The following is a 14,986-nucleotide window of genomic DNA, read 5'->3' as shown; positions in this document are numbered from 1 at the left end:
CGCGTTCGATGCCCATGATGAAGCTGATCAAAGGACATTGGCAACTGATTGCGCTTGTCGCTTTGGTGTTTGTGTTCTGGTCTACGCCGATTGTGGTGCCTCTGAAGATACTCATCGTTTTCCTGCACGAGCTGTCGCACGCGATAACCGTCGTCCTAACCGGTGGTTCGGTCGAGAGCTTCTCGATCTCACCGCAGCAGGGTGGTCTTGTCACAGCGCGCGGTGGGAACAGGTTCCTCAGTCTGTCTGCCGGTTATCTCGGGTCGCTGGCGCTAGGGATGGGATTGTTGCTGATTGCATTGCGCACGCATTGGGACCGGGCGGTGTTGGGTGGTTTTGGCGGCGTGATGCTGTTGGTAACAGCGCTTTATGTTCGCGATCCCTTTGCCATGGCGTTTTGTGCAGGTGTTGGGGCGGTACTGATCGGCATGGCGTTCTATCTAAGTCGGCCGATCTGTGATCTGGCTTTGCGGGTGATCGGGCTGACCAGCGTGATCTATGTGCCTTATGATATCTTTGATGACACGATCCGGCGCTCGGGTGTCCGCTCGGATGCCTACATGCTGGCCCAAGAATTTGGCGGCACGACCATGATGTGGGGCGGGAACTGGCTTGTGTTAAGCGTCCTTTCCATCCTTTTGTGCGTAAAACACTTTCTTGGGCACGACAGCAATTTGCATTTTGGGTCTCGACCCAAGTGACCTCGGGTAGTCTTTGGTGAAAAGATGCATTCAAACTGAGGGTTTAAATGAGGATACGCTCCGGCTAGGCTGACCAAAAAGGTGGAGCCCAGGGATGGATCTAGGCCAAATAACAGCAGCCGAATTGTTGAGTGCATTGTCCTCTGGGCGTTTATCGGCGGCTGAACTGATGCAACTGACGCTAGAGCGGATCGGCGCAGTGAACGAGCGCCTGAATGCAATCGTGGCGATGCGTGATCCTGATGATTTGATGGCCGAGGCCCGTGCTGTTGATGCCGGACCAAACCGTGGTCCGCTGCATGGTCTGCCGATTGCCGTCAAAGACTTGGTGAATGTTGCGGGCGTCGTTTCGTCCCAAGGATCACCAATCCTGAATGGGTTCATTCCGGAAACAGACGATCTGTTAGCCCAGCGGATGAAAGAGGCCGGGGCAATCCTGATCGGTAAAACCAATACCCCGGAATTCGGGTTGGGCTCACATACGTTCAACCCTGTATATGGCGTCACATGCAACCCATATGACCCCGAGCGTACCTGCGGCGGTTCATCCGGTGGGGCAGCAGTTGCGCTGGCGTCTGGCATGGTGGCGCTGGCCGATGGGTCTGACATGATGGGCAGCCTGCGCAACCCTGCGGCATGGAACAACGTCTATGGCTTCAGGCCCAGTTGGGGGCGGGTGCCAAACGAACCCGACGGTGACGGGTACTTGCACCAGCTTTCTACATTGGGCCCGATGGCGCGGAGCCCCGAAGATATTGGTCTATTGCTTGATGTGATCAGCGGCACTCATCCGTCTCAACCTTTGGGTCATCCGGGGGAAGCCGTGTCTCCGGTCCAACCCGCAGATCTGACCGGAATGCGTATCGGGTGGTTGGATGACTGGGGCGGAGCCTTTCCATTCGAACCTGGTATCCGCGAGATTTGCCGTGACGCGCTCGAGGTGTTCACTCAACTCGGGGCCAAGGTCGAACCCCTCACACCGCCCTTTGACGCAGACCAGATGTGGAATAGCTGGATTACATTGCGTTCGTGGAGCGTGGCCGCCGGTCTTGCGTCTCTGACAGAACACCGCGCGTCACTGAAGGATACTGCGCAATGGGAACTGGACCGTGGTCTGGCGCTGACAGCGATGCAGGTCCATCGTGCCAGTGTTGTGCGAACCGAGTGGTTCCGACGTGCGACCGAAGTTTTCCAGGACTATGATGCGCTTATCCTGCCGTCGGCCCAGGTCTGGCCATTCGACTTGCAGCTTGCATTTCCCACCGAAATCAACGGCACCCGGATGGATACCTATCACCGTTGGATGCAGGTCGTGGTGCCGGTCAGCCTGATCGGACTGCCTTGCCTCTCGGTTCCTGTTGGATTTGGATCCGAAGGCTTGCCGATGGGGATGCAGATCTTTGGTCCGCGCGGAGCGGATTCTCGCATTTTGTCCATCGGATCTGCATATCATTCTGCCACCAGTTGGCCGCAAAAACGACCCGCCTGAAAATCGACCGGATACGAAGGATAAAAGCCATGGACAAACAGTTTGGTGTTCCGAACATGGGGCGGGTAGATGCCGAAATGCTGCACGAGGCCCTAAGGCGAGGCTGGAGCGATTTTCGCCGCGCTCCGCTCTTTGGGCTGCTCTTTTCCGGGTTTTATGTTTTGATGGGTTGGCTGATGGTTTGGGTCACTCTCACGACCGGAACGACCTATTGGCTGATTTTGGCCGCAATCGGTTTCCCGATGCTGGGCCCCTTTGCCATGGTGGGGCTGTATGAGGTATCGCGGCGCATTCAAGAGGGTGAAGGTTTGGATCCTCGGGCCATATTTGGCGTAATCCTGGGTCAAAGCCGCCGTCAATTACCTTCGATCTGCGCCATTATCGTTGTGATGTTTCTGTTCTGGTTCTTTCTTGGCCACATGATCTTTGCCCTTTTTATGGGGCTATCGACCATGACCAATGTGTCTTCGTCCCTTGAGGTGTTCCTTACATCAAACGGGTTGACGATGTTGGCGGTTGGAACAGCTGTTGGCGCGATTTTTGTGACCATCCTCTACATGATCACGGTGCTTTCAATTCCGATGCTTTTGGACCGAGAGCTGGATTTTGTGACCGCAATGATTGCCAGCTATAGCTATGTGGCCGCAAACCTCAGATTGATGCTGGGGTGGGGCGCGCTGATTGCGGTTCTGACGTTTGCCGCAATGATTCCCTGGTTTTTCGGCTTGTTGATCGTACTGCCGCTATTGGGGCACGCCAGTTGGCACCTATACTGGCTGATCTCTCAGGGCGGGGAAATCGCGGGTTAACACGCCAGGTTCGTTGTCAAGCGCGGGCCATGACTTCTGGTCGGCGTGCAATGCGCGCGGCGGCCAGGACTGTCGAGGTGTCGTCCCCTAAATGTCTGAGCATTATCCGCCGTGTCGTCGTTGCGGTAGCTGTAGTTTTTGACAGGCAAATTGCGACACCGCGCCAACAGTTTGTTTGATTTTCAATTCCACGTGTCACCAGATAGATCCTACTTTTCTGAGACGCACGACAGGACATGAGCATATAAATCTGCCGCCCGGCACAAGCCACGATACCCTGGACTTCGCGCTCTGCGACTGATGCTCCGGGTGTCTCGGAAATTGGTTCAAACCCTCTCACCAAAGTACATTGCGGTAACCTTCGGGCGTGAAAAAGCCTGTGCCTCAGGGGTTTTGTGCCATCAAGTTCTGTCTCGGTCGCATAATAGAACCCGCCGGGAAACAGAATTTCAGTCAGGGTGGCTGGGGTGGATCCTAGAAACTCAGTCAGGGCGACGGCAGCCGGGTGCTTGGACGGTTGGTCAATCTGATCCAAGGGATGGAGCAAAATCCGAGCATCAACATCAAAAAAACGGCATATTCGGTCAAGGACATCGGGTCGGGGAAAGCTTTCGCCGCCAAGATAGCGATTGAACTGAGTTCGGTTCACTCCAAGCTGGCGGCACAGCTCAGAAACTGAATTATATTGTCCAGCAAGAGTTCGCAGATTGGCGCCGAACATCCTGCGTAGGTCGTCGGGGCTGCGGCTGTCGTTCGTCATTTTCGTCCCGGTACTTGTGTGTATTCCGAATAACCGCGACACAACTGGCCAACAAACCAGGCGCTGTCTGAAATCGTACAGATGACCCAGCGGACGCATCCCAACGCCGCGCTACCCTTGAAGGCTAACGCGATGATGCACAGACGCAATAGGTTAATTCTGATTTAGCTTAAACTTTTTAGGCAAATGTGACGTTGATGTTCACGTTTGGCGTATTGTGATCTTGCAAATTGGGTATTGCCGATACCCCGCCGCCAACTGGATGCGCCGGCGGGGCAGTTTTGGTCAATCGCCGCGCAACAGGGCTGCAACGCCGGTTCGGGCGATTTCGATCAGACCCAGCGGGCGCATCAGATCGGCAAAGGCGTCGATCTTGTCAGGTGCGCCGGTGATCTCAAAAATGAACGAATTCAACGTGCTGTCCACGACATTGGCGCGAAAAATATCGGCCAGACGCAGCGCCTCGACCCGCTTGTCGCCGTCGCCGACCACCTTGATGATGGCCAATTCCCGCTCGACCGACGCGCCTTCGACCGTCAGGTCATGCACGTCGCGTACCGATACGATCCGGCCCAGCTGCGCCTTGATCTGTTCGATCACCTGCGGTGTGCCGGTGGTGACGATGGTGATGCGACTGAGGTGGCCGGTATGGTCAACCTCGGCCACGGTCAGGCTTTCGATGTTATAACCACGGCCCGAGAACAGGCCGATGACGCGGGCTAGAACCCCCGGTTCATTCTCGACCAGAACTGCAATGGTATGGCGTTCCTGCACGTCGGAAAACGTGGGTCGTAGGTTATAGGCCGAATGGCGGGTGGAGCCTTTTTTGATATGTAGGGCAGACATGCTGAGCTAGTCCTCTTCGTAGCGAAGGTTCGATACACCTTCGGCATTCTCCAGAATTTTCCAAATTGCGCCACGCAATGCATCCACCTTGGGGGCTGCGTGGTATTTCTTGAACATCTTTCTCACATGCTCAGTCTTTGGTGAGAACTGAACCAGATGGCCATCACCATAGTTTGAGCAGCCGAAAACCAGGGCAAACGGCTCGTCGTGATCAATTTCGTGATACCATCCCCAGTCCTCGGCACAGGCGAAGGAAACCTCAAACCCGGATGCGGCAAGCTCTTCACTCAGAAAGATGCTGAGTTCCTTGCCAAACACATCCGGATTGATGAAATCATCAGATTCTTCGTTCAACTCGTCCGGGGTAGGCTGGAAGCGCGTTGCGTCAAAACTGATCATCTGCGCTGTCATACCAGAACCGAACCTTTGCTATCGATCACGCCCTGCGTCTCGGCCTCGCCCAGCAGCATCTCGTTATGGGCCTTGCCCGACGGGATCATGGGGAAGCAGTTCTCGTGCTTTTCGACCAGACAGTCGAAGATCACGGGGCCGTCATAGTTGATCATCTCCATGATCGCATCGTCCAGATCGGCGGGGTCAGAACACAAGATACCCTTGGCGCCAAACGCCTCGGCGAGCTTGACGAAATCAGGCAGCGCTTCGGACCAGGAATGCGAATACCGTTCGCCATGCAGCAGTTCCTGCCACTGGCGCACCATGCCCAAGCGTTCGTTGTTCAGGATGAACTGTTTTACCGGCAGGCGATACTGCGTAGCAGTGCCCATTTCCTGCATGTTCATCAGCCACGAGGCCTCACCAGCCACGTTGATCACCAGCGCGTCGGGATGTGCCATCTGAACACCGATCGAGGCCGGGAATCCGTAACCCATCGTGCCCAGACCACCTGAGGTCATCCAGCGGTTGGGATCTTCGAAGCCAAGGTATTGAGCGGCCCACATCTGGTGTTGGCCAACCTCGGTCGTGATGTAACGGTCATGTTTTTTGGTCAGTTCTTCAAGGCGTTGCAGCGCGTATTGCGGTTTGATGGTCTTTTCGCTGTTGGTATAGGCAAGGCAGTTCACCTTGCGCCATTCGCCGATCTGTTCCTGCCATTTCGCAATAGCTGCGGTGTTGGTCTTGCGACCGCGCGATTTCCAGACCTTGAGGATGTCCTCAAGCACGTGGGCCACATCGCCAACAATCGGGATATCAACGCGGATCACCTTGTTGATCGAAGACGGGTCGATGTCGATATGCGCTTTTTTGGAATCGGGCGAGAACGCGTCGATCCGTCCAGTGATGCGGTCATCAAAACGAGCGCCGATATTGATCATCAGATCGCAATCATGCATCGCCAGATTGGCCTCATACAACCCGTGCATGCCCAGCATACCAAGCCAGTTTTTGCCCGACGCCGGATAGGCGCCCAGACCCATCAGGGTCGAAGTGATCGGGAAATCTGTTGCGTCTACCAGTTCCCGCAGCAACTGGCTGGCTGCCGGGCCCGAATTGATGACGCCGCCGCCGGTGTAAAAGACGGGTTTCTTGGCGGTCTCAATCGCAGCAACCAACTCGGTGATCTCTTCCAGATCGCCCTTCACTATCGGTTGGTAGTGCGAGGTCGAGGGCTTTGGGGCGCTATAGTCACCGGTTGCGAACTGAACGTCTTTGGGGATATCGACCAGAACCGGACCAGGGCGGCCCGAGGTGGCGACATGGAACGCCTCGTGCAGGGTATCGGACAGCGAATTCGTGTCCTTTACCAGCCAGTTATGTTTGGTGCAGGGGCGGGTGATGCCAATAGTATCAGCCTCCTGAAAGGCGTCCGAGCCGATCATGAAGGTTGGAACCTGTCCGGTCAGAACAACAATCGGGATCGAGTCCAGAAGCGCATCTGTCAGCCCGGTCACCGCATTGGTAGCGCCGGGGCCCGAGGTCACAAGTGCAACGCCGGGCTTGCCGGTCGAGCGGGCATAGCCTTCGGCGGCGTGAACCGCACCCTGTTCGTGACGCACCAGAATGTGGCGAATGTCGTTTTGCAGAAAGATCTCATCATAGATCGGTAGCACGGCGCCACCGGGGTATCCGAATACCGTGTCCACGCCCTGATCCTTGAGGGCCTGAACTACCATCTTTGCGCCGGTCATCTCACGTGTCATCTGCTTTGCTCCGTTCGCGACATGTGTCTTGCGTTTCGCATAAAAAAAGCCCCCGAGATTTTCGGAGGCGCATGGGTTCGATTATGGTTTACCGTTACCGGCCCATGCGCGTGGTTCCTACGATTACGACTAGCGTTCTCATCGCCAGAGGCTCCTTTTTGCGTGGGTTGGACATTATGGGCGGTGGAAAGGGGCGTCAACAGGCAATTGCACCAATTTTCTAACTTCTGGGTGGTATTTTGCGACATTTTATTGCGCATTTTGACGCATGTTCGGAACTTTCGGGATTTTCGCCCCTTTGCAATGCTTGGCGAGTGGCACGGAAGTGTCGAAATGCGTCATGCCGATGTCCGAAACGGGCATGATCGTGATTTTAGGCTGAGTCACGCTGGACTTAATTGCAGTGGCGAGGGAGGCCGAACATGTTGCAGGATCTGGTTGATCTCGGGCGATACCCGATAGACCGCCCCGGTTCATGGGCATATGAGCAGCTGATAGGTGATCTGAGGCGCGAGCTGGATCGGGACGGCTGTGCTGTTCTTCCAGGTTTCGTACACGAGGATGGCGTGGCGCGTTTGCTGAAAGAAGCCGATAAGACTGCCGTTGGTGCACATAGGTCATTTAGCCGAACGAATCCGTATTTCACCAAAGACGACCCGGCATTGGCGCCAAGCCATCCGGTGCGTCGATTTTATGATCGGTCGAATGCCTTTGTGCCAGCGGACAGTTTTTCCAAATCCGGACCGCTGCGACGTATTTATGAGTTCGCTGGTTTTTTACCTTTCATTCGAACGGCATTGAACGAGTCCGAAGACCGGTTCTTTCGCTACGATGATCCTTTGGCTGATGTCATCATCAACGTGGTCGAAGAAGGGCAGGGGTTTCCCTGGCATTTTGACACCAACAACTACACCGTGACGCTGGCCATTCAGAATGGAGAATTCGGTGGTGAATTCGAATATGCCCCCAACCTGCGAAGCGCCGAGGATGAGAATTTCGCGGCTGTTTCTGCGGTTCTGGGCGGTGATCGGACACGGGTGCACCAGTTGGTGTTGAACCCAGGGGATCTGCAGATTTTCAAAGGGCGCTATTCCTTGCACCGGGTCGCTCCCGTGAAAGGAGAGCGCAGACGATATGTCGGGATCTTTTCTTTTGTCGAAACCGAAGGCATGTGCGGTGGGGTGGAACGGACCCGTCAGTTATATGGGCGTGTTCTTCAGCATCACCATGACAAGGAAGGAGTCCGGCGCGACGCCCTTCTGGATTGACGGTAACTAAGAGTGCTCTCGCCCGTTGCCCGCCTGCCTGCGGCGGCTAGGCCGAGCAGCGCGTGCCGCGCTACGGGATCAGAACCCTGGGCTGGTGCCCTGTAGAACGCCGTGCTCCAGCGCATAGCGGGTCAGGCCGGCAGTTGAGGATATGCCCAATTTTCGTTTGATGTTCTTGCGATGGGTTTCGACCGTTCGCACTGAGATATCAAGTGTTTGGGCGACTTCCTTGTTCGATTTCCCTTGTGCCAGCTCCAGCAAGATCGTCTGCTCGCGCCCGGTCAAAGCCTCGCGCGTTGTGTCGCCTTTGGGTTTGAGGGAACCGCTTGCGCCCGTGCACAAGTATTGTTCACCCCGCATGACGGCATCGATGGCCTTTTTGATTTCATCCGTTGGGACGTCCTTGAGCACGTACCCTTTTGCACCATGGCTGAGAGCAGTCGAAATATATTCGGGGCTGTCATGCATGGACAGGATCAGAATGCAGGTGTCCGGTATGCGTTCAAGGATGATCTCGGTTGCGCTCAGACCGCTTAGCCCGGGCATGTTCAGGTCCATCAGGATGACGTCAGGCTTCAGATCCGCAACCTGATCAACCGCTTTCTTTCCGCTGCTGAGTGTCCCGACCACGGTGATGTCGTCATAGCTTTCGAGGATCGACTGGATCCCCTCGGCCACCATTGGATGATCGTCGACAATCAGGACCCGGATCGTCTGGTCGCTCATGTACCGGCCTTTCGGTTCGGAGTTGCGTCTTCCTGCGGCGGCAACAGGTGGCTGAGTGGCAGGCTGACCTCGATCACTGTGCCGCTGCGGTGGCCGCGTGATGACAGAATACGCAGCGATCCGTCAAGTTGCTCGATCCGTTCCTGCATGTTGCGCAACCCAATCCCGGTACTGCCCCGACCCGGAGAGTTGCGCAAACCGCGGCCATTGTCGGTTATTCGCATGGTTGCGCCTTTCTTGTGCCCGCGCAGATCGATGGTGACATGGGTGGCTCCGGAATGGCGTTCGATATTGGTCAGGGCCTCTTGGGCAATGCGATAGAGGGCGATCTTGCTATCCTGATCCAGCCGGTTGCGGAAAACAACGGTCGAGAAATCGGTCTCGATCCCGGTTCTCTCGCGGAAATCATCTGTCAGAGCCTCAAGCGCGGGGCCGAGGCCCAAATCGTCCAGCACGCCGGGGCGCAAGTCGCGACTGATGCGGCGGACCTCGCTGATGGCGGTTCCCAGATGCTCGATCCCCTTGTCCAGTGGATCATGCGCGCCCACATCATCGCCGCGCGACAGGCGACGGCGGGCGTTGTCCAACGCAAAGCGCACGCCCACAAGGATCTGACTGATCCCGTCATGAAGCTCGCGTGCCACACGGCCGCGCTCTTCCTCTTGTGCGTCGAACACCCGTTGGGTCAGCTGTTTCAGCTTGGCATCGGCCAGACGTCTTTCGCGGATGTTGAGCAACATGCCTGAGGCAAAGACAATCAGAACAGCGGCCAGAACAATGGCACCGATATACATGAAGGTACGCTGCACGCGCGCTTCAACCTCGGCCCGTGCGCTGGCAACTGCGGCAACAATGTCATCGATGAATACCCCGGTGCCCACGACCCAGCGCCAATCCTGAAGGCCGACGACATAGGCGATCATCTGCGCTTCTTCCCCGGTCGAGGGCTTTTGCCACATAAAGCTGTGCCAACCCGCACCCTGACGAGCAAGGCGAATGAACTCATTCACCACCGGCGTGCCGTCGCTGTCGGTCAGACCCTCCCAATTTCGGTTGATGAACTCAGTCTGACGGGGGCTGACCAGATTGGTGCCGTCATAGTCATAGACGAAAAAGAACCCGTCCTGCCCATAGATCATGGCCGACAGGATTTGCGCGACCTGAGTTTTGGCGGCGGTGTCATCCGGAGCCGCGCGCCCGTAGATATAGGCAAACCCATTGCGCGCCTGAGTCACATAGTTGCGCAGCTCTTCCTTCTTGGCCTGAATCAAAGAGCGTTCCAGTGCTTCAATTTCGCGCTCGGCAGTGGCGCGCGCCTCATAGGCAACCATCACCGCAATCGCGGCCACCGCCACGACCAGCGGGATCGCCGCCACCAGCGACAGCTTTTGAGCATAGGTCAACGAGACCAGTTGTCGAAGTCTTTGCATGGACGAATCGATACGCAAGCCACAGCAAAATTGCAAAAAGATTGGGCGTCTGGCGGGAAAACGGCACCAAAAATCCCTGTTTTGCTATGATTGGACCGTTATTGCCTGTGCAATTCGCGCAGAAAGCCGCGTTTCTACGCAGTAGTAGGTATTCCCTTTCACTTCCTTGTGACTAGTCTTGCCGCTGTTGAATACGACAGGCCCGGACAATCCGGGTCATGATTATGAAGGGGAGGATCACTCATATGGACCGTCGTTCATTTCTGAAAACATCCGCACTGGGCGGCTCGGCTGCTGCAGCGACCACGCTGGCGGCACCGGCCTATGCACAGGGCAAGCGCACGCTGACCATGGTCACATCCTGGGGCCGTGGCCTTGCAGGTGTGTTCGACAGCGCGCAGCGTTGCGCCGACAGCATCACCACCATGTCGGACGGCAACCTGAACGTTGAGATCAAAGCAGCCGGTGAGCTGGTTGGCGCGTTCGAAGTGTTTGACGCGGTATCATCCGGTCAGGCCGATATGTACCACGCGGCAGACTATTATTTTGTGGGTCAGCATCCGGGCTATGCATTCTTTACCGCTGTTCCGTTTGGTATGACCGCCCAGGAGCTGGTGAACTGGTACTACCATGCCGGTGGTATGGAACTGCATGACGAGCTGGGCGAAATCTTTGGCCTGAAATCCTTCCTGGCTGGTAACACCGGTGCGCAGGCAGGTGGCTGGTACTCGAAAGAGATCAACAGCCCCGAAGATTTCAACGGCCTGAAGTTCCGCATGCCGGGGCTGGGCGGTAAAGCTCTGGGTAAACTGGGCGCATCCGTGCAGAACATTCCGGGCTCCGAAGTGTATCAGGCGCTGTCATCCGGCGCGATCGACGGAACCGAGTGGATCGGTCCGTGGGCTGACGAAAAAGCCGGTTTCCAGGAAATCACCAAGACATACTACACCGCGGGCTTCCATGAGCCGGGTGCGGGTCTTTCGCTGGCAACCAACCGCGAGGTCTATGACAGCCTGTCTGCCTCGCAGCAGAAGATCATCGAGATCGCCGCAGGTGAATGCCATCAGTGGAACCTGGCGCAATTCCTGGCCAACAACGGCGCGGCGCTGCAGCGTCTGCAGGCTGGTGGCGTCAAGGTCATGGAGTTCCCGGACAGCGTTTGGGACGCGTTTGGTGCCGCAAGCCAGGAAGTCCTGGACGAGAACATGGGCGACGAGCTGTTCAAGCGCATCCACGACAGCGCGATGGAATCCATGGCCGCGTCTTCGGCCTGGAACAATCTGTCGTCGGGTGTCTACACCTCGCAGCGCGACCGCGTTCGCGGCTAAGTCACTTCGATCTTTGAAATCGGTTCCCCCGCATGTCGGGGGAGCCATTCCCGTTGCGCATCTGACGGTCGGACAAACTGTAACTCTCAAATGTGCAACTGACGCGACCTGGGGACAACATGCAGGACGAAAACGGTATCTCGTTCTTCGGCGCCCTGTGGAATGGACTGATATGGTTCATTCAGAACATTGCCGAAGCCTTCATTAATTTCGGATACGCCATCACGCATCCGCAACTCTGGCTGGACTGGTCGGACAAAGAAGCAGTCATGCGCTTTGTCTATTACGGCGGGTCGGTCGAGTTCTTCTTTGTGGTTTTCACGCTGTTTCTGGTGTTGACGGCCATTGGTCTTTACTACCGCAACTTCATGTGGGCGATGGTGCGCGGGCTAGAAGGCTTTGCCAACACGACGGGGCGTTTCTTCGCCTGGGCAGGCCTTTTGATGGTGGTTCAGCAGATCATCATCGTGTTCATGCAGCGGGTCTTTACCCGCCCGGATATGTCCTTTGGGCTGGGTATCCCGTTTCAGATGGATATCAGCTGGTTCGCGGAAGAGCTGAAACTGTATAACGCCATGGTCGTGTGCCTGTGCTGCACCTACACCTTTGTACAGGGCGGCCATGTCCGCGTTGACCTGATCTATGCCGGCATCAGCCACCGCGCCAAACGTGTGGTCGACATGTGTGGTGCCATACTGTTCATGATGCCGATGGCGGTGCTGACCTGGATGTATGGCTGGTACTTCATGTGGCGGCATCTGATCGTGCCGAAGCCCTCGGCCAGTGATACTTTGGACCGGCTGGTGGCCAAGTCCCGCGCGCTGCGCTGGAACGTGGAAACCATCGGGTTCAGCCCCAACGGATTCAACGGCTATTTCCTGTTCAAGATCTTGCTGATCGCCTTCGCAGCGATGGTGTTCCTGCACGCGATTGCATTCCTGTACCGCTCGTATCTGGAATATGTGGAAGGCCCTGAAAGTGTTGGAAAATACCTCGACAAGGACAGCCTTGGCGAGGGTGAAGAAGCCTACGAAGGCGCGCATTAGGGACGGAGAACCAGACAATGCTATTCGGACTTGATGGCGTCGAGATAGGCCTCATTATCGTATTTTTCTGCCTCTTCGGAGGTATTCTATCCGGTTTTCCGGTGGCCTTCGCCATCGGCGGGGCAGGAGTGATCTCATTCGGCATCATCGCCGCATTGGACAGCGCAGGTTTGCTGATTCACCAGGCGATCGACACCGGCTCTGCGGCGTATCAGGATCTGGTCAGCACGGGGGTTAAACCCGATACCATATCAGTGTTCCGCTTCCCGGACTTACCAAGGATTGCCGAGCCTGTTTTTGTCTCGGGCTGGGAAACCGCTCTGGACCGCAACGTGTCGTTCATCGTGAACCGCATGAACGAGCGTGTTCTGGCCGGTCAGTCCATTGAAACCCTTCTGGCGGTTTTGATGTTCGTGCTGATGGGCATCACGCTTGAACGGTCGAAGATCGCCAATGATCTGCTGACCACAATGGCGCGCGTCTTTGGACCGTTGCCGGGTGGTCTGGCCGTTTCGATTGTGGTCGTGGGGGCGTTTCTTGCGGCCTCAACCGGGATCGTGGGCGCGACCGTTGTAACCATGGGCTTGCTGGCGCTGCCAACCATGCTGCGCAACAACTATTCGCCTGAATTGGCGACGGGTGTCATTGCGGCTTCAGGTACGCTGGGGCAGATCATCCCGCCCTCGATCGTGATTGTTCTGCTGGGAACGCTGGCCGGTGACTTGTATTCGACGGCTCAAGAGACCCGCGCGGTTGACGCAGGATGCACGGACGCACTGACCTATCTGGGTGAGCCTGCGGTTGTCTCGGTCGGTACTTTGTTCCAGGCCGCCTTGCTGCCAGGGATCATGTTGGCGCTGCTATATGCGCTTTATGCCTTTGGCTATGCGCTGCTCAACCCGCATAAGGCGCCTGCGGTGCCCATGACCGGCGGCAGCGGAGAGCCCATTACCCGTTCAGAAGGTTTCACCTGGTTGCTGGGTGCGCCTGTCGCGCTGATCGTGGGTACAGTTCTGCTGGGCAATCTGGGGGTTATCGGCAGCCAGAACGTCTCGGTCTCGGCTTTCTCTGATATCGGGCAGGGCGCATCGCTGCGGACCAACGTTTCCGAAACCTGCAAAGCCTCGATGATCGAGCTGCATGGTCAATCCGCCTGGGATCAGGCCGTGGCCGAGCAAACGGCCATTGATGACGCAGGTGGTGCCGCAGAATCGACCCGTCTGACCGAGGAAGAACTGGCCACCGCGCAGCAAGAGAAGATTGCCAACGCCGCTCCGATTGGAACGGGTGTTGCGGTGATGGTTCTGTTGCTGGGTCTGACCATTGTGCTGGGTCGGGGCATTGCGCCGTCACGGTCGCCACAGCCGCTGATCCTTGGGTCCATTGGTCTGATCCTGATGTTGCTTGTCGATATTCTGTTCGTGTCGCCAACAACGTCGTCAGGTTTGACCTTTGTGATGCTGGCGTTGCCCTTTGCCTTGGCCATCTATGGCTGCAAAGAGGCTGCGGCGCGCTGTGCCACCAATGATCTGATCCGGGTGGTCTTTCCTCCGCTGGTTCTGATCATCGCGGTGCTGGGGTCGATCCTGGGTGGGGTGACCAACCCAACACCGGCGGCGGCATTGGGCGCGGGTGGTGCGATCATGCTGGCGGCCTATCGCAAGCTGCAAGATCAGGAGCGGTCCGGCAAGGTCATCATCTGGGCCACCTTCGCCGTGGTCATTGCCCTGTTGATGGGGGTCAATTTTGATCTGCGCATCAATCAGAGCAGCGCCTCGGCCGAAACCTGGATTGCCTTCATCATAGCCTATGCGGCCTATCTGTATGCCCTGTTCGGTTTGCTGTTCGGCTGCTGGGTTCTGTATTCCAGCGGCGTGCTGACCCCGGTGGTGCGGGAAACCGCCAAGGTGACCTCAATGGTGTTCACCATTTTGATCGGGTCACAGCTGTTGAATCTGGTGGTGATCTCGTTCGGCGGTGAGCACTATATCCAGCAGTTCCTCAAGAGCTTTGATAATGAATTCACGGTTTTCCTGATCGTGATGCTGGTGCTGTTCTTCCTTGGGTTCGTGCTGGATTTCCTGGAGATCATTTACATCGTGATCCCGATTGTAGGCCCGGTAATCTATGGCGGGTCTTTTGATCCGAAATGGGTGACGATCATGGTGGCGGTGAACCTGCAGACCTCGTTCCTGACACCACCTTTTGGATTTGCGCTGTTCTATCTGCGCGGGGTCGCGCCGAAAGAAGTGACCACCGGCCACATCTATCGTGGGATTGTACCGTTTGTTCTGATCCAGGTGGTAGGTATCGGAATCCTTTGGTTCTTCCCTGCGATTGTGACCATCGTGCCGGATCTGATCCCGAATTGATTAAAGATCAGGTGTTCAAATGAAAAGGGGGCCAGCTGGCCCCCATTGCTTT

The 14,986-nt window shown here is 56.5% G+C and carries 13 protein-coding genes; 7 read left to right on the top strand and 6 right to left on the bottom strand.

Annotated features, from left to right (window positions below):
- Window positions 1–8: 8 nt before the first annotated feature.
- From AC2FIM_RS03900 to AC2FIM_RS03890, 3 genes are all read left to right on the top strand, one after another.
- Complete coding sequence (locus tag AC2FIM_RS03900; RefSeq protein ID WP_271947540.1) at window positions 9–701, top strand: M50 family metallopeptidase; 693 nt, start codon at window positions 9–11, stop codon at window positions 699–701.
- A 94-nt stretch (window positions 702–795) separates the two neighbouring features.
- Window positions 796–2,190 carry an amidase gene (locus AC2FIM_RS03895; protein WP_496707924.1) on the top strand — a complete coding sequence of 465 codons (1,395 nt, stop codon included), beginning with the start codon at window positions 796–798 and terminating at the stop codon, window positions 2,188–2,190.
- Window positions 2,191–2,219: 29 nt separating this feature from the next.
- Window positions 2,220–2,999 (top strand): DUF2189 domain-containing protein, encoded by a 780-nt coding sequence (locus tag AC2FIM_RS03890; RefSeq protein WP_496676047.1) that lies wholly within the window; start codon window positions 2,220–2,222, stop codon window positions 2,997–2,999.
- Between the two features lie 16 nt (window positions 3,000–3,015).
- Here the strand turns inward: AC2FIM_RS03890 and AC2FIM_RS03885 are convergent, their stop codons facing one another.
- From AC2FIM_RS03885 to AC2FIM_RS03870, 4 genes are all read right to left on the bottom strand, one after another.
- Window positions 3,016–3,720, bottom strand: coding sequence for a helix-turn-helix domain-containing protein (locus AC2FIM_RS03885; RefSeq protein ID WP_496676225.1), 705 nt, complete (start codon window positions 3,718–3,720; stop codon window positions 3,016–3,018).
- 324 nt (window positions 3,721–4,044) lie between these two features.
- Complete coding sequence (ilvN, locus tag AC2FIM_RS03880; protein WP_142633282.1) at window positions 4,045–4,605, bottom strand: acetolactate synthase small subunit; 561 nt, start codon at window positions 4,603–4,605, stop codon at window positions 4,045–4,047.
- A 6-nt stretch (window positions 4,606–4,611) separates the two neighbouring features.
- Window positions 4,612–5,016, bottom strand: a complete 405-nt coding sequence (locus AC2FIM_RS03875; RefSeq protein ID WP_496731770.1) for a hypothetical protein — start codon at window positions 5,014–5,016, stop codon at window positions 4,612–4,614.
- Complete coding sequence (locus tag AC2FIM_RS03870; protein WP_271947532.1) at window positions 5,013–6,764, bottom strand: acetolactate synthase 3 large subunit; 1,752 nt, start codon at window positions 6,762–6,764, stop codon at window positions 5,013–5,015. Before AC2FIM_RS03870 ends, AC2FIM_RS03875 begins: the two co-directional genes overlap by 4 nt.
- A 422-nt stretch (window positions 6,765–7,186) precedes the next feature.
- Between AC2FIM_RS03870 and AC2FIM_RS03865 the strand changes: the two genes are divergently transcribed.
- On the top strand, window positions 7,187–8,032 hold the full coding sequence (locus AC2FIM_RS03865) for a HalD/BesD family halogenase (protein WP_142633288.1): 846 nt from the start codon (window positions 7,187–7,189) through the stop codon (window positions 8,030–8,032).
- A 78-nt stretch (window positions 8,033–8,110) separates the two neighbouring features.
- Here AC2FIM_RS03865 and AC2FIM_RS03860 read toward each other — a convergent pair whose 3' ends face one another.
- Together AC2FIM_RS03860 and AC2FIM_RS03855 are read right to left on the bottom strand one after the other, a co-directional pair.
- Window positions 8,111–8,758 carry a response regulator transcription factor gene (locus AC2FIM_RS03860; protein WP_142633290.1) on the bottom strand — a complete coding sequence of 216 codons (648 nt, stop codon included), beginning with the start codon at window positions 8,756–8,758 and terminating at the stop codon, window positions 8,111–8,113.
- Window positions 8,755–10,188 carry a cache domain-containing protein gene (locus tag AC2FIM_RS03855; RefSeq protein ID WP_142633292.1) on the bottom strand — a complete coding sequence of 478 codons (1,434 nt, stop codon included), beginning with the start codon at window positions 10,186–10,188 and terminating at the stop codon, window positions 8,755–8,757. Before AC2FIM_RS03855 ends, AC2FIM_RS03860 begins: the two co-directional genes overlap by 4 nt.
- Before the next feature lie 245 nt (window positions 10,189–10,433).
- Between AC2FIM_RS03855 and AC2FIM_RS03850 the strand changes: the two genes are divergently transcribed.
- The 3 genes from AC2FIM_RS03850 (at window position 10,434) to AC2FIM_RS03840 (ending at window position 14,934) form a co-directional block, all read left to right on the top strand.
- On the top strand, window positions 10,434–11,516 hold the full coding sequence (locus tag AC2FIM_RS03850) for a TRAP transporter substrate-binding protein (protein ID WP_142633295.1): 1,083 nt from the start codon (window positions 10,434–10,436) through the stop codon (window positions 11,514–11,516).
- Window positions 11,517–11,635: 119 nt separating this feature from the next.
- Window positions 11,636–12,562 (top strand): TRAP transporter small permease subunit, encoded by a 927-nt coding sequence (locus tag AC2FIM_RS03845; protein WP_271947526.1) that lies wholly within the window; start codon window positions 11,636–11,638, stop codon window positions 12,560–12,562.
- Window positions 12,563–12,579: 17 nt separating this feature from the next.
- Window positions 12,580–14,934, top strand: coding sequence for a TRAP transporter large permease (locus AC2FIM_RS03840; protein ID WP_281971950.1), 2,355 nt, complete (start codon window positions 12,580–12,582; stop codon window positions 14,932–14,934).
- Window positions 14,935–14,986 lie beyond the last annotated feature (52 nt).

The sequence above is a fragment of the Ruegeria sp. CDSC052 genome (assembly GCF_059610685.1).
Note: the sequence above shows the minus strand (reverse complement) of the source record. Positions and strands in the feature narration are given on the sequence as shown.

Coding starts and splice junctions, on each gene's coding strand:
- AC2FIM_RS03900 (WP_271947540.1), top strand. CDS start 9: ATGCCCATGATGAAGCTGATCAAAGGACATTGGCAACTGATTGCGCTT.
- AC2FIM_RS03895 (WP_496707924.1), top strand. CDS start 796: ATGGATCTAGGCCAAATAACAGCAGCCGAATTGTTGAGTGCATTGTCC.
- AC2FIM_RS03890 (WP_496676047.1), top strand. CDS start 2,220: ATGGACAAACAGTTTGGTGTTCCGAACATGGGGCGGGTAGATGCCGAA.
- AC2FIM_RS03885 (WP_496676225.1), bottom strand. CDS start 3,720: ATGTTCGGCGCCAATCTGCGAACTCTTGCTGGACAATATAATTCAGTT.
- ilvN (WP_142633282.1), bottom strand. CDS start 4,605: ATGTCTGCCCTACATATCAAAAAAGGCTCCACCCGCCATTCGGCCTAT.
- AC2FIM_RS03875 (WP_496731770.1), bottom strand. CDS start 5,016: ATGACAGCGCAGATGATCAGTTTTGACGCAACGCGCTTCCAGCCTACC.
- AC2FIM_RS03870 (WP_271947532.1), bottom strand. CDS start 6,764: ATGACACGTGAGATGACCGGCGCAAAGATGGTAGTTCAGGCCCTCAAG.
- AC2FIM_RS03865 (WP_142633288.1), top strand. CDS start 7,187: ATGTTGCAGGATCTGGTTGATCTCGGGCGATACCCGATAGACCGCCCC.
- AC2FIM_RS03860 (WP_142633290.1), bottom strand. CDS start 8,758: ATGAGCGACCAGACGATCCGGGTCCTGATTGTCGACGATCATCCAATG.
- AC2FIM_RS03855 (WP_142633292.1), bottom strand. CDS start 10,188: ATGCAAAGACTTCGACAACTGGTCTCGTTGACCTATGCTCAAAAGCTG.
- AC2FIM_RS03850 (WP_142633295.1), top strand. CDS start 10,434: ATGGACCGTCGTTCATTTCTGAAAACATCCGCACTGGGCGGCTCGGCT.
- AC2FIM_RS03845 (WP_271947526.1), top strand. CDS start 11,636: ATGCAGGACGAAAACGGTATCTCGTTCTTCGGCGCCCTGTGGAATGGA.
- AC2FIM_RS03840 (WP_281971950.1), top strand. CDS start 12,580: ATGCTATTCGGACTTGATGGCGTCGAGATAGGCCTCATTATCGTATTT.